The sequence below is a fragment of the Dyadobacter sp. CY351 genome, assembly GCF_021502625.1.
Classification (GTDB): Bacteria; Bacteroidota; Bacteroidia; order Cytophagales; family Spirosomataceae; genus Dyadobacter; species Dyadobacter chenhuakuii.
The window spans coordinates 288,465-307,502 of sequence record NZ_JAKFFU010000001.1; the positions used below are offsets into that span (position 1 = coordinate 288,465).

16 protein-coding genes are annotated in these 19,038 nt (G+C 45.7%); 13 read left to right on the plus strand and 3 right to left on the minus strand.

Features of this window, described 5'->3' with window-relative positions; translation table 11 throughout:
* The first annotated feature begins 229 nt into the window (after window positions 1-229).
* The 4 genes from L0660_RS01220 to L0660_RS01235 are packed head-to-tail and all read left to right on the plus strand — an operon-like array spanning window position 230 to window position 7,299.
* On the plus strand, window positions 230-952 hold the full coding sequence (locus L0660_RS01220; protein WP_235156894.1) for a hypothetical protein: 723 nt from the start codon (window positions 230-232) through the stop codon (window positions 950-952).
* Window positions 949-3,720, plus strand: a complete 2,772-nt coding sequence (locus tag L0660_RS01225) for a TonB-dependent receptor (RefSeq protein ID WP_235156895.1) — start codon at window positions 949-951, stop codon at window positions 3,718-3,720. Before L0660_RS01220 ends, L0660_RS01225 begins: the two co-directional genes overlap by 4 nt.
* A gap of 34 nt (window positions 3,721-3,754) precedes the next feature.
* On the plus strand, window positions 3,755-4,873 hold the full coding sequence (locus tag L0660_RS01230) for a DUF4249 domain-containing protein (RefSeq protein ID WP_235156896.1): 1,119 nt from the start codon (window positions 3,755-3,757) through the stop codon (window positions 4,871-4,873).
* Between the two features lie 23 nt (window positions 4,874-4,896).
* Window positions 4,897-7,299, plus strand: a complete 2,403-nt coding sequence (locus L0660_RS01235; RefSeq protein WP_235156897.1) for a hypothetical protein — start codon at window positions 4,897-4,899, stop codon at window positions 7,297-7,299.
* Here the strand turns inward: L0660_RS01235 and L0660_RS01240 are convergent, their stop codons facing one another.
* Entirely contained in the window at window positions 7,300-7,761 is a 462-nt protein-coding gene (locus L0660_RS01240; RefSeq protein WP_026631284.1) for an Lrp/AsnC family transcriptional regulator, read from the minus strand. It lies immediately after the preceding gene.
* A 171-nt stretch (window positions 7,762-7,932) separates the two neighbouring features.
* Here L0660_RS01240 and L0660_RS01245 point away from each other — a divergent pair, with 171 nt between their 5' ends.
* Together L0660_RS01245 and kbl are read left to right on the plus strand one after the other, a co-directional pair.
* Entirely contained in the window at window positions 7,933-8,886 is a 954-nt protein-coding gene (locus L0660_RS01245) for an NAD-dependent epimerase/dehydratase family protein (RefSeq protein WP_235156899.1), read from the plus strand.
* Between the two features lie 36 nt (window positions 8,887-8,922).
* The gene (gene kbl / locus L0660_RS01250; RefSeq protein ID WP_235156901.1) at window positions 8,923-10,107 is read left to right on the plus strand and encodes a glycine C-acetyltransferase; all 1,185 of its coding nucleotides are present in this window, start codon (window positions 8,923-8,925) and stop codon (window positions 10,105-10,107) included.
* 82 nt (window positions 10,108-10,189) lie between these two features.
* On the opposite strand, the gene L0660_RS01255 is transcribed toward kbl, so the two are convergent.
* Window positions 10,190-10,996, minus strand: a complete 807-nt coding sequence (locus tag L0660_RS01255; RefSeq protein ID WP_235156910.1) for a transglutaminase family protein — start codon at window positions 10,994-10,996, stop codon at window positions 10,190-10,192.
* A gap of 207 nt (window positions 10,997-11,203) precedes the next feature.
* On the opposite strand from L0660_RS01255, the gene L0660_RS01260 reads away from it, so the two are divergent.
* The 5 genes from L0660_RS01260 to L0660_RS01280 all read left to right on the plus strand — a co-directional run bounded on the left by L0660_RS01260 (window position 11,204) and on the right by L0660_RS01280 (window position 15,320).
* Window positions 11,204-11,737 carry a YceI family protein gene (locus L0660_RS01260; protein WP_233795184.1) on the plus strand — a complete coding sequence of 178 codons (534 nt, stop codon included), beginning with the start codon at window positions 11,204-11,206 and terminating at the stop codon, window positions 11,735-11,737.
* A 137-nt stretch (window positions 11,738-11,874) separates the two neighbouring features.
* A complete protein-coding gene (locus tag L0660_RS01265; RefSeq protein WP_235156917.1) occupies window positions 11,875-13,227 on the plus strand; it encodes a neutral/alkaline non-lysosomal ceramidase N-terminal domain-containing protein in 1,353 nt (450 codons plus the stop codon).
* Between the two features lie 12 nt (window positions 13,228-13,239).
* Window positions 13,240-14,325 carry a Gfo/Idh/MocA family protein gene (locus tag L0660_RS01270; RefSeq protein WP_235156919.1) on the plus strand — a complete coding sequence of 362 codons (1,086 nt, stop codon included), beginning with the start codon at window positions 13,240-13,242 and terminating at the stop codon, window positions 14,323-14,325.
* A 63-nt stretch (window positions 14,326-14,388) separates the two neighbouring features.
* The gene (locus L0660_RS01275; RefSeq protein WP_051350226.1) at window positions 14,389-14,898 is read left to right on the plus strand and encodes an acyl-CoA thioesterase; all 510 of its coding nucleotides are present in this window, start codon (window positions 14,389-14,391) and stop codon (window positions 14,896-14,898) included.
* An 8-nt stretch (window positions 14,899-14,906) separates the two neighbouring features.
* Window positions 14,907-15,320, plus strand: coding sequence for a DUF2141 domain-containing protein (locus L0660_RS01280; RefSeq protein ID WP_235156933.1), 414 nt, complete (start codon window positions 14,907-14,909; stop codon window positions 15,318-15,320).
* Here the strand turns inward: L0660_RS01280 and L0660_RS01285 are convergent.
* A complete protein-coding gene (locus tag L0660_RS01285) occupies window positions 15,317-16,873 on the minus strand; it encodes a helicase HerA-like domain-containing protein (RefSeq protein WP_235156941.1) in 1,557 nt (518 codons plus the stop codon). The two genes, L0660_RS01280 and L0660_RS01285, sit on opposite strands and share 4 nt — an antisense overlap.
* 218 nt (window positions 16,874-17,091) lie before the next feature.
* On the opposite strand from L0660_RS01285, the gene L0660_RS01290 reads away from it, so the two are divergent.
* A complete protein-coding gene (locus tag L0660_RS01290) occupies window positions 17,092-18,132 on the plus strand; it encodes an alpha-E domain-containing protein (protein ID WP_235156942.1) in 1,041 nt (346 codons plus the stop codon).
* A gap of 33 nt (window positions 18,133-18,165) precedes the next feature.
* Window positions 18,166-19,008 (plus strand): transglutaminase family protein, encoded by an 843-nt coding sequence (locus L0660_RS01295; RefSeq protein ID WP_233795191.1) that lies wholly within the window; start codon window positions 18,166-18,168, stop codon window positions 19,006-19,008.
* Window positions 19,009-19,038 lie beyond the last annotated feature (30 nt).

A 19,038-nucleotide genomic window follows, 5' to 3' on the forward strand; every position in this document is an offset into this window, starting at 1 on the left:
GCAGAAAGTGTGGAAGTAAACTGTTTCCAAAGTTAGGAGATTCCATAAGAACGGATAAATTTGCCAGGAATATTTATATTTAAAACTTGTTATGTATAACATCGAAATCTAATTAATTTGAATAAATTTGGAATGTAGTATGTAACTTATGTTCACATCCTTTTCAGCATACTCCACTGCAACAATTCGTTAGCTCTACTTCGTACTAAGCATAACAAACCGGCCATACATGCGCATTTGTACCTTTACTATTTTTCTTCTTTCCTGTCTCGCATTCCAGTCTTTCGGGCAAAATGGTGGCGTAGCCGAGGCCAAAGAGACCGCATATCCGATCGCCATGTACAAGGAGGCGACCAGCCAGTCTCAGAACCTCTACAACGGCCGGCAATATTACGTTTACGACAACCGGTCGGAAGAACATCAGTTTTTTGAGTTCAGAAAATGGCACAACGGCGTCATCATGTACGACGGCCAGCGCTTTGACAGCATCCCTATGCTTTACGACATCTTTAAAGATGAGCTCATAATCAAACATTTCAACGGCGATCACATCCTTTTGCAATCCGAAAAGGTTGACTATTTCAAAGTAGACAACCACAATTTTGTGCGATATGAGGCCGGTAAGGACATTAATGAACAAATGCGCACCGGATTTTATGATGTCTTGTACGAAGGGAAATCGCGCACAATCGTCCGCCGGGTAAAACAGCGCCAGGAAAAGATCGTGGATAAAATGGTGATCGCATTATATCCCCAGAAAAACAACTTCTTCATCAGGAAAGGCGACCGTTACTATGGCGTCAGTTCCAAAAAGTCGGCGCTGAATCTGTTTCCTGAATACAAAAGGGAGTTGCGTAAAGTGCTTAAAGATCAAAGAATTAAGTTCAGGAAAAACAGGGAAACTGCCATCGTCACCATTGTCGACACTTACGACAAACTAGCCAAACAATGAAAATACTTTTACCCTTAATGATCTTATTCAGTGTCGGGTTGTTTTCCAGAGATGCTTACGCACAGTCGGCACCGGAAAAGAAAATCACCATGCGCCTGGATTCAGCGCGCTTCAATGACTTCGTAAAACAGGTCGAGAGCCAAACGGGCTACTATTTTTACTACGACGCCTCCAAATTCGACAGCCTTACGCTGGATCTCAACGTTAAAGATCTCGCCATCCGCGAAGTGCTCGACCAGGTTTTTAAAGGCTCGGAATTTGAATATTCCATTGATGCGCAAAAACGCATTTACATTACCCAGGGCCAGCGGATCATTACGCAACTCACGCCCGGACTTTTCGAGCCGGATCTGGCTGGTGACAACGGAACCATCGCTTATTCCGGTCCGGAAAACGATGCGAAAGAACGACTGCTCTCAACCGCTGAAAGCAAATTACACGAGATAGGCATCAAAAAACACCGCATAACCCCTGGAAACTCAACCATAACCGGCTATGTGCGGAATGCTGTAACCGGCGAGCCGGTCATCGGTGCGGCAGTATTTATCACATCACCTTCCATCGGTGTTACTACGGATGCGCTCGGCCTGTACGCGCTCACCATCCCGCGTGGAAAGCAGATTGTACACATTAAGAGCACCGGAATGCGGGAAACGCAGCGCCAGGTCATGCTGTATTCTGATGGAAAACTGGATGTCGAAATGCGTGAAAGTGTGATCGCGTTGAAGGAAGTTTCCGTGAAAGCGGGGATGGATAAGAATGTTGTGGGGACACAAATGGGAACGGTTAAGCTGACCATTAAAAACCTGAAACAAGTACCAACCGTGTTTGGGGAAACGGATCTGTTGCGTACAGTGCTGACATTGCCGGGTATCAAGTCGGTGGGTGAAAACAGCACAGGACTGAATGTTCGCGGTGGCTCAACGGATCAGAATCTGATCCAGTATAATGATGCCGTTATCTATAATCCGTCCCACCTTTTCGGGTTTTTCTCCGCATTTAACCCGGATGTATTAAAAGACGTGGAGCTTTACAAAAGCACGATCCCTGCCAAGTTCGGGGGAAGGCTGGCGTCGGTTCTGGATATCAGCAGCCGGGATGGGAATAAGAAAAAGTTTATGGCATCGGGTGGAATTGGCTTGGTAACAGGCCGGTTAACATTGGAAGGGCCATTGGTTAAAGACAAAACCTCCTTCTTACTCGGCGGCCGGTCCACTTATAGCAGCTGGCTGATCAAGAGGTTGGATAATGAGAATTATAATAAGAGCTCGGCTTCTTTTTATGATGTAAACCTCCATATAAGCCACGAAATCAATGAAAAGAACAGCTTATTTCTGACCGGATACATTAGCGACGACCGGTTTAGGCTGTATGGCGATACACTTTACACGTATCAGAACCAGCTGGGATCATTGAAATGGAAACATACATTTAATAACAGGTTATACAGTGTTTTCACGGCTGCTCACACAAAATACCAGTATGCAATGGGCGCTGCGGGTCTGCCGCTTAATTCTTTTGATCTCAAATTTGACATTAATCAATCCAATTTCAAGGCCGATCTGAGCTATGTCCTGCATCCTAAACATACATTGGATTTTGGACTGAGCACCATTTACTACAAGCTGCATCCTGGCTCATTCCAACCAAAAGGAACTGAATCACTGATCGTTCCGGATGTGCTGGAAGCCGAGCAGGGCACCGAAAGCGCCATTTACATTGAAGATAAATTTGAGGTTAACCCAAGGCTGTCGATCACTGCCGGGATCCGTTATTCATTTTACCAATATTTGGGGCCAAGAAATGTAAATACTTATGTGCCAGGCCTTCCGATTGAATATATTTATCAGAATGGTGTAAAGGAATATGGCTCGGGTAAGAAGATCAAGTCCTACGGCGGCCCGGAATATCGTGCTTCGGTGCGTTACAGCGTATTTGATAATCTTTCGTTGAAAGTGAGTTACAATACATTGCGCCAGTATATCCACTTGCTGACCAACACCATGACGGTTTCGCCGACGGACATCTGGAAGCTCAGCGATAATTATGTAAAGCCACAAATCGGCGATCAGATCTCGGTGGGGTTATATCGGAATTTCAGGGGGAATAAGATCGAGGTTTCACTCGAAGGTTATTATAAAAACATTCAAAACTTCCTGGATTACAAAGGCGGAGATTCGCTGATTATGAATCACAACATTGAAGCCGCCGTGCTGAATACTAAAGCCAAGGCATATGGGGTTGAATTTATGATCAAGAAAATGACCGGTAAGCTCAATGGCTGGCTGGGCTATACATACGCCCGGACATTGCTGCGGGCCATTGACCGCGATTCCCCGGATGCGCCTAATGATGGCAATTTCTATCCAAGTAACTATGATAAGCCGCACGATTTTACATTGATTTCCAATTACAGGTTCTCGCACCGTGTAAGCTTTTCATTCAATTTTACATACAGCACAGGAAGGCCGTACACGCCGCCGATCGGGAAATACCTGATCGATGGATCGCAACGCGTTTATTATGCAGACAGAAACCAGTTCCGGATCCCGGATTATTACCGTACAGACGTCTCGCTGAACCTGGAAGGCAATCACAGGATTAAAAAGCTGGCACACAGTTCGTGGACGCTGGCCGTATACAATGTACTGGGCCGCAAAAATCCAACCTCCGTTTATTTCCAGACCGTCGGCGGCAAAGTAAGCGGTTACCAGCTTTCTATTTTTGGACAACCTATCCCGACCATCACTTATAATTTCAGATTTTAACATGGTCACACGGAAATGGTTTTCTGTTAAAAAAATGCATTGGGGTTATCAGTCTGCGGTTTTTCTTGCATCGATCCTGGTTATATACGGCTGCATTGAGCCGTTTTCTCCGCCGGAAGTCACTAATACAGAGAGTTTTCTGGTTGTCGACGGATTTCTTAATGTGGGAAGTGACACCAGCAGGATCACATTACGGAACACGCAGAATACAAATGATGATACACGGCCTGTTGTGGAAGGCGGCGCGCGGATTTCAGTGGATGCGGAAAGTGGTGAAAAATATGAATTTGAAGAAAAAGGGCAAGGTGTTTATCTTTTGCCGCCGGTAAATTTTAACATGACCACCAAATATCGCCTGCACATTCGCCGGTCGAACGGCAGAGAATATTTATCCGATTATGTGGTTGTGACGCAAACACCTCCTATTGACAGTTTGACCTACAAGCTGGATTTGAGAAGAAATGCAATGATCATTTATGTAAACACACACGATCCTGCAAACAACACGCGGTTTTACCGGTGGAAATTTGAAGAAACTTTTGAGTACAAGAGTGCTTATTTTTCAGGTTTAGTGCGTGATACGGAGGCAGGCGAAATTATTCCGCGGCGGGACGATATCAGTACATGCTGGAACACACTGGAATCCAGGGACATTAAATTGGGTTCAACAATAAAGTTGAATCAGGATATAATCAAAGATCTGCCGATCAATATCATTGATATCTCTACAAATAAGCTCTTTATTAAGTACAGCATTCTGGTCAGGCAGTATGCATTGTCACGGGAGGCATTTGAATATTGGACAGATCTTTCAAAGACAACGCAGGGAACCGGAAGTCTTTTTGACCCACAACCTTCGCAGGTTACAGGCAACATTAAGAATACAGGAGATCCCAAGGAGCTGGTTTTTGGTTATTTCAGCGCGGTTACAGAACAGAAACAGCGCATTTTTATGACGCCCGCACTCGGTCGTTCGCCGATGTGCCTTGCGCCCGATACGCTCACGCCAGACGATGCTTACAAATCCTACGGTGTGCTGCTGAATTCATATATAGATGCAGGCGGAAGCACTTTTATTTTAAGTTCTTCCGAAGATTGTGCCGATTGCCGGGCACAAGGTGGAACAACCACAAGACCATCTTTCTGGAAATGATATTTTAATGATCATATAATTTTATGAAAAGGATTTTATTCTATTGCTGTATGCTGCTCTGTGCCGCTTTATCCGCAAAGGCGCAGGACGACGCTATGGTCAAGTCGATTCAGTATAGGTTTGGCTTATATGCCGAAAAGGCGTTGCAGGAAAAAATGTATGTCCATCTCGATCGCCCTTTGTATCTGATCGGGGAAACGATCTGGTTTAAGGCTTATAATTTAAATGCATCCTCGCATCAGTTTGTGGATGTGAGCAAAGTCGCATATCTGGAAGTACTTGATGCTGAAAACAATGCATTGATACAAACGAAATTCTCATTAGCCGAGGGCAAAGGAGATGGCTCTATCCTCATCCCGTCTACAATCGCGAGCGGAAAATATAAAGTGCGTTGCTATACTAACTGGATGAAGAATTACGGTCCTGAATATTTCTTTGAATCTTCCATCTCCATCGTGAATCCATTTGTGCGCTTCGATCCGGACAGGTTGGCAAAAGAAGCCGAAAAATATGACGTGCAGTTTTTTCCCGAAGGCGGATATTTAGTCCAGGGAATTGAAAGTAAAGTCGCATTCAGGGCCATTGGAAAAGAGGGCACTGGCATCAGCTTCATAGGCGACATTGTCAACAGCCAGAACGAAAGCATTACCAAGTTTCAGCCTGAAAAGAATGGGATTGGGTTTTTTACATTAAAACCCGAATCAGGCACCACTTACAATGCAGTCATAAAAGATGGTAAGGGACAGCAGTTCACTTTCCCGCTGCCCAAAGCGGAGGAAAGGGGATATGTTATGCAGCTGAAAGATTCTACCAATAAATTGCTGAAAGTCACTGTAACGGCAACGGTTGTAAGCGATGAGCCCGTGCCGGTTTATCTCATGAGCCACACTCGGCAGCTTAATGCATCTGCGGACAGGAAATATCTGAAAAATAACAAGGCAGTTTTTGTTCTGGACAAATCCAAACTCGGAGAAGGGATTTCGCACATTACGATCTTCAATGAAAAACTGAAACCACTTTGTGAAAGGTTGTATTTCAAAAGACCGGCGAAAGAGCTGGCCATTGAAGCAACGATTAAAAATGCCTTTGTAACAAGGGAAAAAGTGAATATGGACATTTCAGCGGCCGTCTCTTCCGCCAGAGCATCGGAACTGGCCAATGTCTCTGTCGCCGTTTATTTGGCAGATTCCATCGTTAGCCAGCCGCAATCGGACATTACCAGTCATTTGTGGCTTTCTTCGGACTTAAAAGGCAGTGTCGAATCTCCCGAATATTATTTTTCAAACAACAATGCCGATACGGACAGGCAGCTGGACAACTTAATGCTCACACACGGCTGGCGCCGGTTTAAGTGGGAAAATGTGTTCGTAGGCCAGGCCGTTCCGTTCGAATTCCTGCCGGAGTTTGATGGTCATTTGATCCAGGGCAGGGTTATCAACAAAATTGACAGCACTCCCGCCAAAGGCGTTGACACATATCTCGCAGCGCTCGACTTTCCGGCGCGGTTATATGTTGCCCAAAGTGATCAGAAAGGCAATGTTATGTATGAAGTCAGGAAATTCACAGGGCCAAAAGAAATTACTCTGCAGACCAACCTGAATATGGACTCCACTCATCGTATCGAGATAGCGAGTCCATTTTTCAAACAATTTGCAACCAGGCCGCTGGCGCCGTTCGTTTTTAGCAAAACCTGGGAAAATCAGCTGCTTACCCGGGCCATTAACATGCAGACGGCCAATGTGTTCCTGCCGCCGGTGGTGGTGGAACAAAAAGCAACATTAGCCGATTCTGTTGCGTTTTTCGGCGTGCCGGATGAAAAGTATTTCCTCGATGATTTCACCCGTTTCCCTACTATGGAGGAGGTTTTGAGGGAATATGTACGTGGTGTGCTTGTTAGAAAGAGACAAAAGGAATTCCATTTCCGAATGGTGGATAAGCTGCTTCCGAACACATTTTACACCACCGATCCGCTGGTGTTGCTGGACGGCATTCCGATCTTCGACACAGACAAGATCATGGAAATGGATCCTTTGAAGATCAAAAAAATAGAAGTTTTGAACTCCCGCTACTTCCTTGGGCCGATGACTTTTACCGGAATTGCCAGCTTTTCGACTTATCGCAATGATCTGGCGGGCTTTGAACTCGATCCCAAAGTGACAGTTATCCCTTACGAAGGCGTACAGGTGCAACGCGAATTTTATTCGCCCCGGTACGACAAAGGCAATGCCGACAGCCGCATTCCGGATTTCAGAAACCTTTTACATTGGGCACCGAACATTACCACGGACGCTTCCGGAAAGGCAAAGCTAGATTTCTACACTTCCGATCAGACTGGGCGTTATCAGGTTGTAATCCAGGGTATTACGCCTTCCGGAGTTTCAGGAAGCAAAACACTTTCTTTCAACGTTGGCAAAAGCAGCCTTTGATCAGATGTAAAATTCTGATGTATGCTTGATTTCTTTGAGTACAAATGTGCTGTTAAGCACGCCAATGTTGTCGATTTTGGATAGTTTGTATTTGACGAAGTCGTGGTAATCGTCCAGGCTGGCGACATTGATTTTTAACAAAAAGTCAACTTGTCCGGCCATATGATAACATTCCTGAACTTCCTGCAGATTCTGGATTTCCTGCTCGAATTTTTCGATAAAAGCCTCATTGTGGTAACGCATGGAAACCTGGCAGATCGTCGTTACCTGCCGGTTGATCAGCTTCTTGTCCAGGATCGCCACGTAATGTTTGATATATCCCAGGCTTTCCAATCTCCTTATCCTTTCATAGATCGGCGACACAGTCAGATTTAACATTGTAGCGATTTCTTTTGTCGTCTTTTTCGCGTCTTTTTGCAAGATGCGCAGGATCTTGGTATCAATTTTGTCCAACTGTTCCATGGTGCAAGAATATTTACTGTGAGCCGAAAGCTTAGTGAAGTTTAAAAGTAATATTTTCTTTGAATCTATGATAGTGCAGGAACATTTCCTGTCAATAGGGTCAAACATTGAGTTTATTATCCGAATTCGGGAAATTGCAAGTGATTAATGCTTTATCAAAACAGGCTTGTCATGAAATCAGAATGCATACTAGTGATCGGTGCGAACGGACAAATTGGTTCGGTGCTTGTAGAATATTTAAGAGAGATTTACGGAGTTGAAAAAGTAGTTGCCTCAGATATCAGGCTGCCCGAGCATGAAACCGGGCTTTTCGAAAAACTGGATGCAACAGATGGCAATGCCCTGGCTGCATTGGTAAAAAAATACAAGGTCACCCAGATCTATCACCTGGCTGCAATCCTGTCTGCGAAGGGTGAGCAGGAGCCATTGAAAACGTGGCATATCAACATGCAAACCTATTTTAATGTGCTGGAAGTGGCTCGGGAAAATAATGTTGCAAAGGTTTTTTACCCAAGTTCTATCGCGGTTTTTGGAGATAATGTGGATACAAAGGCAGAGCAATGGTCTTATCTGGATCCGGCGACGGTTTACGGAATTAGCAAAGCGGCCGGTGAAAACTGGTCGAATTATTATTTTCAAAGATATGGAATGGATATCCGGTCGCTGAGATATCCGGGCATCATCGGTTACCAGTCTATGCCGGGCGGCGGGACCACGGATTATGCCGTTGACATTTACCACAAGGCCGTTCAGGGAGAAGCGTTTGAATGTTTTCTGGAAGCTAAAACAACACTTCCGATGATCTACATTAGTGATGCAATGGACGCAACCGTGCGGCTAATGGAAGCACCTAAGGATAAAATCACGGTACGAACGAGTTACAATCTCGCTGGAATCAGTTTTTCCCCGGAAGAAGTAGCAGAAAGCATTGGCAAGATTATCCCGGATTTTAAAATTTCCTACAAGCCTGATTTCCGCCAGAAGATCGCCGAATCATGGCCTGCACAAATTGACGATTCGCAAGCCAGGAAAGACTGGGGCTGGCGTCCGGCTTATAATTTGGATAAAATGACGGAGGAAATGATTTTTGAATTGAAGAAAAAGTACCAATCCGTCAAAAGCTGAGAAGCGATTACATATCAACATTAAAAAATCAGATTTATGAACGCTAGCATTCAGGAAGAACTGCATCAGGAGCTGGAAGCCATTAAGGCAGCCGGTTTATACAAAAAAGAAAGAGTTATCACCACGCCCCAGGCCGCTAAGATAGCAACCGACGGAAAGGATGTGCTAAATTTTTGTGCAAACAATTACCTGGGACTTTCTTCTCATCCTGAGGTGATTAAGGCCGGTATAGAAGCCATTAACACACACGGATTTGGTATGTCATCGGTTCGTTTTATTTGCGGAACGCAGGACATTCATAAAGAGTTGGAGAGCAAAACCGCTGCTTTTTTAGGCATGGAAGACTGCATTCTCTACGCAGCAGCATTCGACGCCAACGGCGGCGTTTTTGAACCATTGCTAAACGAAAAAGACGCTATAATCTCCGACGAACTGAATCACGCTTCCTTAATTGACGGCATCAGGCTGTGTAAAGCGAAACGTTTTCGCTACAAGCACAATGATATGGCCGATTTGGAACAGCAACTTAAAGACGCAGCCGGAAGCCGCAGAATCCTGATCGTAACTGACGGCGTATTCTCCATGGACGGAACCATCGCGCAGCTCGACAAGATCTGCGACCTGGCCGAGGCAAACAATGCCATGGTCATGATCGACGAATGTCACGCATCGGGTTTTATGGGTAAAACGGGCCGCGGCTCGCACGAATTCCGCAATGTTATGGGCCGGATTGACATCATTACCGGCACATACGGAAAAGCGTTGGGCGGTGCGTCGGGTGGTTTTACAGCCGCTAAAAAGGAAATTGTTGAGATTCTGCGCCAGCGTTCAAGGCCTTATTTATTCTCCAATACACTTGCACCATCCATTGTTGGCGCATCCATCAAAGTGCTGGATCTGCTTTCTTCATCAACGGCACTGCGCGATAAGCTGGAAAAAAACACAGCCTATTTCCGCAAAGCCATGACAGAGGCCGGTTTCGATATCTTACCAGGGGAACATCCGATCGTACCAATCATGCTTTACGATGCGAAACTTGCGCAGGAATTCGCTTCGCAATTATTGGAAGAAGGCATTTACGTGATCGGCTTCTTCTATCCCGTCGTGCCGCAGGGAAAAGCCCGCATCCGCGTGCAGATTTCCGCCGGGCACGAGCAGGAACATCTGGAAAAGGCCGTGGCGGCGTTTACGAAGGTAGGGGAGGGGTTGGGGGTTATATAAAGATAACATCCCCTGTCACCCTGAGCGGACCGGGCCGCCGGGCGGCCCCGGGCCCCGCCGGGGGAGGGGGGGGTGGAAATTATTAGTTACCCGGCTCCGGCTCCAAAAGCTCCGTTTCCACATGCAGCGATTGCAATGTAGCATTGCCGTACTGCGTTACCATCGCTACATCCGCGGCGTCGCGGCCGTGGGCGATTTCGATTCTGTATCCATCTGTTTTTTCCTGCACCGCGTCGAATGTATACCATTGTCCACCGATGTACACGTCGAACCAGGCGTGCAAGTCCATTACTTTAAGCCTGTCGAGATAGCCAACGGTCATTCTGGCCGGGATGCATAGGTTACGGCACAAGGCGATGGCCAGGTGTGTGAAGTCGCGGCATACGCCAATGCGGTTTCGCGCCACATCCAATGCTGTCGTGCTGGAATCGGTTACGCCGTACTGATATTTCACATTCTGGTGAATCCAGGTCCGGATCGCTTCAACTTGCTCATAACCAGGTGCCAGGTTGCCGGCAATGTTCATCACAAGCATATTGATTTCGTGCAGGTCCGACTCGCAATAACGGCTTGGCAGGATGTAATGCATCACTTCGTCAGGCAAATCGCCAACCAGCATGAATGTTGGCGGCGGACTTGGAATGGACTTCGTTGCGCTCACCTGTGCCTGAACTTCTGTGGTAATGGTCACCCTGCCTACCGGCAGGATTGTACGCTGGCACGGATTGCCGTATATATCGGTGTATTCTGAAAAAGGAACGGACGGCTCAATGTTGAAACCTTCCTGAATGATAGACTGGCCTTCTTGTCTGCGGGGGCGTAACATGGTCGTTACGGTTGTGGGCGCATACACGTCATACGTGAATATGCTTCTTCCCTTCATTTTCATGTATGAGTCGATTTAATATATTTGGTAAATGTTATGACAACGAGTGAGTTAAAAATTACGTGCCATTATTTTCGTTTAAACATGCATTACGGTCTGAATTAAAACATTTTAATGGACGTTTATACGTCAGGAATGCTAATTTTAGGATTAATAACAGCACCGGGACGTTCCCGTCTGCAGTTTTTGTAGAATCTAAATTCTTTATCTATGTCAGTTACAAAATGGATCGTAGACCCGGTACATTCGGAAGTACAGTTTAAGATTAAACACCTCGTCATTTCCACCATTACAGGCTCCTTTAACAACTTCGAAGGCGGCGCAACTTCGGACCTGAATAACTTCGAAAACGCTGAAATTCACTTCTCGCTGGATGTGAGCAGTATCGACACGAAGGTTGATCTGCGCGATGCGCATTTAAGGTCGGCAGATTTTTTTGATGCAGAACAATTCCCGCATATCACTTTTCAGTCCAATTACTTTCATAAGGTGAAAGGCGATAATTACAAGCTCTCCGGGTTGCTTACATTAAAAGGCATTACAAAGCCTATCGAGCTGGATGCAGAATATGGCGGTGCCGAGCGTGATGCGGATGGGAAACTCAGGATTGGTTTTGAAGTGGAAGGCAGGATCAGCCGTCAGGAATTCGGCCTTAATTACATGCAACTGACCGATTCCGGAGGATTGGTCATCGGAGAAGATGTAAAGCTGATTGCCAACATTCAATTGGTTAAACAATCTTAAATCATACAATTTACCCGGTTAGTCCGGGACAATGCCCGACATCAGCCGTCACGGAATGTCGGGTTTTTTTATAATGAGGATAAAACAAATGTTTGCTCCTTTTGCATATTGGTAACCTAACCTCCCACATTCAATTAATGAGATTCCTTCGAATTTTCCTGCGCATCATCGGGGTGATCGTACTGCTCTTGATACTGACCATTGCTACGATGATCACGACAATGGACGATACGCCATATAAGGAAATGCCCTATTATGGTCAATGGAAAAAGCAGATTAGTAACGTTAAGAAAGATACAACGAGCGCTTCCGGGCAGCTGCGGGCGGGCTGGGCCAAAGTGAACATTACGCCGCCATCACCCACACCCACAGCAGGTTATGGCAAGCGCAAGGGCAAGTTGTACACGGCCGTTCACGACTCTGTTTATGTGCGTGCAATGGTCATAGACAATGGCGGGACGCAAGCCGCAATCATTGCCGCTGACCTGCTGATTGTGCCCCCTACGGTGATCAAGCTGTTACAAGCAAGGCTTACTGAAAAGGAAATTCCGTTCAATCAGGTCTTTTTCGGGGCAACGCATAGCCATAATAGTGTAGGTGGTTGGGGAACGGGGATCTCTTCTTTGTTTTTTTCAGGAAAATACAATCCAGCCACGGTAGAACGTCTTGCAGATGCTATTTTTCAAGCCATCGTACAAGCCAAAGCAAAGCTGGAACCTGTCTCACTGACTTACATGGAATCGATTGACAAAGTGGATATCCGGAACAGGCTGGTAGGAGAGGAAGGAGAGGTCGATCCTGAGATCCGTTCTGCGGCATTCGTTACAAACAGTGGGAAAAAGGCGATTTTAAGCTCCTATGCGGCACATTCAACGATTTTGAATTCGGGCAATATTGTTTTGTCAAGGGATTATCCCGGCATTCTGGTGGATTCGCTTGAAAAAGGTCGATACGATTTTGCTATGTACATGGCTGGCGCTGTGGGCAGCATGGGGCCTATCGAGAAGGGTTCCGACGATTTTGATGAGTTGAAAAATCAGGCATATGGTGTCCAAAAAGCATTGTTATCTGATTCAGCGATAAAGGAAAAGTCTAGCGGCGCTATGTTGCAGGCCATCACATTGCCTTTGCCCTTGCGCGACCCGTCGCCCAGGCTCACAATGCGCATTAACCTTCGTTCTTGGGTGTTTAAGAAGGCTTTCGGAGATTATCCGGTGTTTGTAAAAGCGTTACGGATCGGGAACATTCTCATGGTGGGGATGCCGTGTGATTTTTCGGGGGAGCTCGTTGCGGGACTGGATGCTTATGCCAAGACAAAAGGTCTCAATTTGATGGTTACCAGCTTCAACGGTGGTTATATCGGCTACATTACGCATGATAAGCATTTTGATAAAGACCTTTACGAAACCAAAACCATGAGTTGGTATGGCCCTTATAATGGTGCTTATTTGCAAGAGGTGATCAAAGACATTATTGATAAGTTATCCTAAACCAAATCGAATATGAAAACATTGCTGCTTTGTTTACTAGCGCTTTTTAGCATTCAATCTATGGCACAAGCACCTTTGAAAATCGCGGTTGCCGGTTTAAGTCACGGCCATGTCGGCTGGATTTTCAACCGTTCAGACAAGAAGGATATTGAGATTGTGGGTATTTACGAAACAAACCCGGACCTTGTTAACTTGTTCATGACCAAATACAAGCTGGATAAAAAGCTCTTTTTTACAGACTTGAATAAAATGCTGGAAGAGGCCAAGCCGGAAGCGGTTTCGGCATTTGGGGCAATAAATGAACACATTGCCATCGTACGCGCCTGTGCGCCCAAAAAAATCCACGTAATGGTGGAAAAGCCACTGGCAACTACATTTGCAGATGCAAAGGAAATTCAGAAACTGGCGGATCAGAATGGCATCCAGGTGCTGACCAATTATGAAACATCCTGGTATGCGAGCAATCAGCATGTCCGGGATTTGGTGGAACAAGGGAAACTGGGCGAGATCAGGAAAGTAATGGTGAATGATGGTCACCAGGGACCGAAAGAGATTGGTGTGAGCAAAGAATTTCTGGCCATTCTCACCGATCCTGTGAAAAACGGCGCAGGAGCATTGGTGGATTTTGGCTGCTATGGAGCCAACTTGATGACTTGGCTGTTGAAGGGTGAACGCCCGCTGTCCGTTACTGCGGTTACGCACCAGAACAAGCCGGACATTTACAAAGAAGTGGATGATGAGGCCACCATCATTTTGCAATATCCTAAGGCACAATGTGTCATTCAGGGTTCGTGGAACTGGTCTTTCGCGCGGAAGGACATGGAAGTGTTTGGAAACAAGGGTTATGCAGTTGCTGTGAGTCCCACAACCGTGCGGCAGCGCCTTGCAGAAAAGACGCCGGAAGAAACGATCAAGCTCGATCCGCGCCCTGCTCCGTTCACCGATCCGTTCTCTGTGTTGGCTGATGTGGTCCAGGGCAGATTGAAGCTTGAAAAGAATGATCTCTATGGATTGCCGGTCAATGTTACGGTCGTTGAAATATTAGAAACGGCAAAAGAGTCCGCCAAATCAGGAAAAACCGTTTATTTGAAGAAATAACCTAACATTAAGCATTTGGAACCTCGCTCAGTTCGATTTTCACAGACCACATTAACGGAACTCATGATTCCGTCCTACGCTAATTTCGGCGGAAAAATACATGGAGGCATCCTATTATCGTTGATTGACAAGGTCGCTTATGCGTGTGCAGCGCGACATGCAGGCACTTACTGCGTGACGGTTTCAGTTGATGGCGTGGATTTTTTAGAGCCGGTGGAAGTTGGGGATCTGGTTTCGCTGCACGCGTCCGTCAATTATGTTGGCAGGACGTCGCTGGTGATTGGGATCCGGGTGATTGCGGAAAATGTTAAAAACGGAACACAAAGGCATACAAATACTTCCTATGTGACAATGGTGGCGAAGGGAGACGATGATAAACCTACAGTTGTGCCTGAGTTACTGCTTGAAACGGAGGATGATGCCCGCAGGTTTCTGGAAGCAATCAAACGTCGTGAATTAAAAGAGAATTATAAGGATGCATTTGATAATGCAAAAACAAGAATGGATGTGCAGGATAATTTGCACAAGCTATCGAATCAGCGCTGTGTAATTGGTTGGGAAACAGATAAATAAAGATGATTATGCTTGTATGGATTGTGAGTTGCCTGCTAGGCTGGTTTGTGGAACCGGCAATGACATTGAACATTGAGTTTACCAATATAAAAAAAGGCCAGGGTAAACTTTGGATAGCCATTTACAAGCCGGAGGAGAAGTTTGCCAGTAAGGAAAAGCCTAAAATTTACAGGATCGTTGACGTAAAAGGTGCTGCACCTCAGCTTGTCGCATTTGACCTCGCTCCTGGCCGCTATGCGTTGGCTGTTTACCACGACCTGAACAGCAATGGTGTGCTGGATAAAAACTTTGTCGGGATTCCCAAAGAACCATACGGTTTCAGCAAGAACTTCCGACCAAAGTTTTCTGCCCCGAAATTTGAAGATTGTGAATTCGTTTTCAAAGATCCGGGACAGAAAATTAATGTGAAGCTTACAGACTAGAAGCCAAAAAACCCGCCGCTTTTCTTGCGGGTACTTGTTGTTTTTTTACCAAATAACATTCCGAAAACGCCCCTGACCACTTCCCGGCCAATTTGTTTGGCCAATGGTGAGTTAAGTGCTTCGGAGAGCATTCCTTTTTCTTCCTTTCCTTTTTTTACTTCGGCAACTTCTTCCTGGGCTTTTGCTTCCACCTGTGCATGCGCTTCCATCCGCTTGGTAAGCATTTCATAAGCACTTTCAGGATCGATAGGATCTTTGTATTTCAGGTAAACGTCTGATTGTCGGACGTGATTATCGTAATCTGCCTGCACCATTGGCCCCATGACCGAGTTAGGCGGAAGTAAATGCGTTGCCGCCACTTCTGTCGGGATTCCTTTTTCATTCAAAACCGTAATCAATGCCTGGCCGATCCCTAATGTGGTCAGGATCTGGTCTATTGCATAAAAATCAGATTTCGGATATGTCTTAACCGTTTGTTTCAGCGCGTCGGCATCCTGCGGCGTAAATGCTCTCAAAACATGCTGCACACGGTTTCCTAATTGGGATAAAACCGACACCGGAACGTCCTGGGCCATTTGTGTACAGAAGAAAATTCCCACACCCTTCGATCGGATAAGCCGCACAACCTGCTCAATTTGATCTAAGAATGCTTTGGGGGCATCTTTGAACAGCAAATGTGCTTCGTCGAGGAAGAAAACCAGCTTCGGTTTATCGAGGTCTCCCGCCTCAGGCAATTTGGTATAAAGCTCGGCCAACAGACTGAGCATGAATGTTGAAAACAATGCAGGATTGTCCTGAACATCTGAAATGTTGAGCAAGCTGATCACGCCCTGGCCGTCGACGCGGCTGATAAGATCCGTAATATCAAAGGATTTTTCACCAAAAATTGTCCCTACGCCCTGTTGTTCCAATGCAACAATTTTCCGCAGAATAGTCCCCGCTGTGGAAGTTGAAATGCTCCCATAATCTGATTTAATTTCTGCCGCTCCCGGTCCTTCGGAAAGATAGTTCAGCATTTTTTTCAGGTCATTCAGATCCACCATAGGAAGATCTTTGTCATCGGCATATTTGAAAAGAATGGCCAAAACGCCTGATTGTGTGTCATTTAATTCAAATATTTTGGAAAGCAATATCGGCCCGAATTCCAGGATCGTTGCCCGCATCTGCGCGCCTTTCTGGCCGCTTAAAGAATAGAGTTCAACCGGATAACCTTTCGGTTCGAACACCGTTCCCAACGCTGCTGACCTTTCCTGCAATGCAGCATTGGTTTGTCCCGCCTGCGCAATGCCCGATAAATCGCCTTTTATATCCGACATAAAAACCGGCACACCGGCGGCAGAAAGCTGTTCCGCAAGCACTTGCAACGTCCGCGTTTTTCCCGATCCCGTTGCGCCAGCCACCAATCCATGCCGGTTCATCATGCGCAAAGGCAGATTAACCTGTGCTTCTCCAAGGATTTCGCCGTCCAGGATGGCGGAACCCAAATGGATCACAGGTTTGTCGGTTCGGTAGGATTTTTGGATAGCTGCAACAAATTGTTCTTTTTTTGACACGGGAATAAAGGTTATGTTTATGGATTGTTAATTTACAAAAATTAAATGTTTCAGGAAGTTTTCACACAATCGCCCCTTATTTTCTTGTTATAATAATCTTTCGAGAACTTATATTACTTTTCGTAGGTTATTGTATTTGCAAAATTTTATTAGGTATTTTGGTATGATTACTTAGCAATTATTCTGATTAAACATTTTAAAGACAACAATTTCAATTTATGCTTAGCCGAGTTGCCAATTCAATATACTGGATGAATCGTTACATAGAACGGGTTGAAAACTACGCTCGGTTTGTGGGAGTTAATTTTAATCTGGCATTGGACCTGCCGCCCGACGTGGATGAGCAATGGGAACCGCTTCTGATTGCAACTGCTGATCATTATTTGTTTTATAAATACTACGAAAAGCCTACAAAAGAGGACGTTATACATTTTATGACGTTTGATAAGAGAAATCCTAATTCCATTATCAGCTGCTTATACGAGGCGCGTGAAAATGCGCGTACGATAAGGGAAACGATTTCGAAGGAAATGTGGGAGAGTATCAATACTTTTTATCTCTCGATCCGCAGCACGAACCCGGACAATTTCCGGAATATGGACCATATGCAGTCTTATTTTACGGATATCCGTAAAAGCTGCCAGCTTTTTCACGGAGTTGTGGATTCGTCCATCACGCGCAATGAGGCATGGCATTTTGGTCGCCTGGGCAGGCACATAGAGCGCGCAGATAAATGCTCGCGTTTTCTTGATGTAAAGTATTTTACATTACTACAAGATTCAGGAACCTCGGGCTCTACGCTTGATTTGATGCTCTGGACGGCGGTTTTGAAATCGGTAAGCGCATATAATATGTACAGGCAGACGCACCGTGCGCTCACGCCGATGAACATTGTGGCTTTTCTTATTCTCGATAAGCTCTTCCCGAGATCCATTGCTTACTGCGTGCGGCAGGCCGAGCTTTCCTTGTACGCGATTGCCGGATCGATTCCCGAACGCGGCCACACCGATCCTGCTGAACGTGTATTAAGCAAAATCCGGACAGAACTGGAATTTACAGACGTGGAAGACGTTTTTAAAATGGGCCTTCATGAATATCTGGATAAATTTCAGACTAAGAACAACGAAGTAGACAACGCGATTTTCGACATGTATTTCGGACTGGAAAAAGGTCAGTCTCAAAGCCAGTCCCAGGGGAATTCACAGAGTCAGACGCAAAGCCAATCATCCGGGCAATTCAAAACCCAGTGGATGAATTGACCAAATCATCACAACTAACTGACCGGAAAGTTTATGAATTTAAAAGTCCGGCACGCTCTGGAATATCAGTATAATGCTCCGGTGGTCTTGGAAATGCACACCTTGTATTTGTATCCAAGATCTTATCCGCACCAGCGATTGCTGGAATATAACCTGTCCATTGATCCGCAACCATCTAAAATCGTTAAAAACGTAGATGTCGAAGGCAATGTTCAGCATTTGATTTACTTCTATAATCAACCTTACAGCAGGCTTTTTGTAGAAGCATCCATAACCGTGAGTTCGGAGCCTGTCAATGTTTTCGACTTTGTGTTTTATCCTTTCGAGACCAGCAAAATCCCTTTTTTATACGATAACCGGATTTACAAATACCTGATCCCCTATCTGGACAAAACGGATGCAACGCAGCAAGTGGAGCAGTTTGCCCGGAAAATCGCCGCGCATGTTAACTATGCAACCATTCCTTTCCTGGTGGAAATGAGCCAGTATATCAGCCAAAACTTTGTGTATCAGCAACGTGAATATGGCAATGCTTATCCTCCTGATGATACATTGCGGGACAGGAGCGGGTCATGCCGTGAATACGCCCGTTTGTTCATTGGCGCTTGCAGGAGCCTGGGAATTGCGGCAAGATTCGTGAGCGGATATTTATACGGAAACCCTCAGCAGGCACACGAATTGCATGCATGGGCGGAAGTCTTTCTGCCCGGCGCAGGATGGCGGGGATTTGACCCCACGGAAGGTAAAGCTGTGATAAACAATCATATCAGTATGGGAACATCCGCGGATTACGACCAGCTGGCGCCCGTGATGGGTTCATTTTTAGGCTATACAAGCTCCTGGCTTACGACCAATGTAGACATTGAGTTACTATAAGGCTAGCACCAACGCTAAGTCAAATGTTAC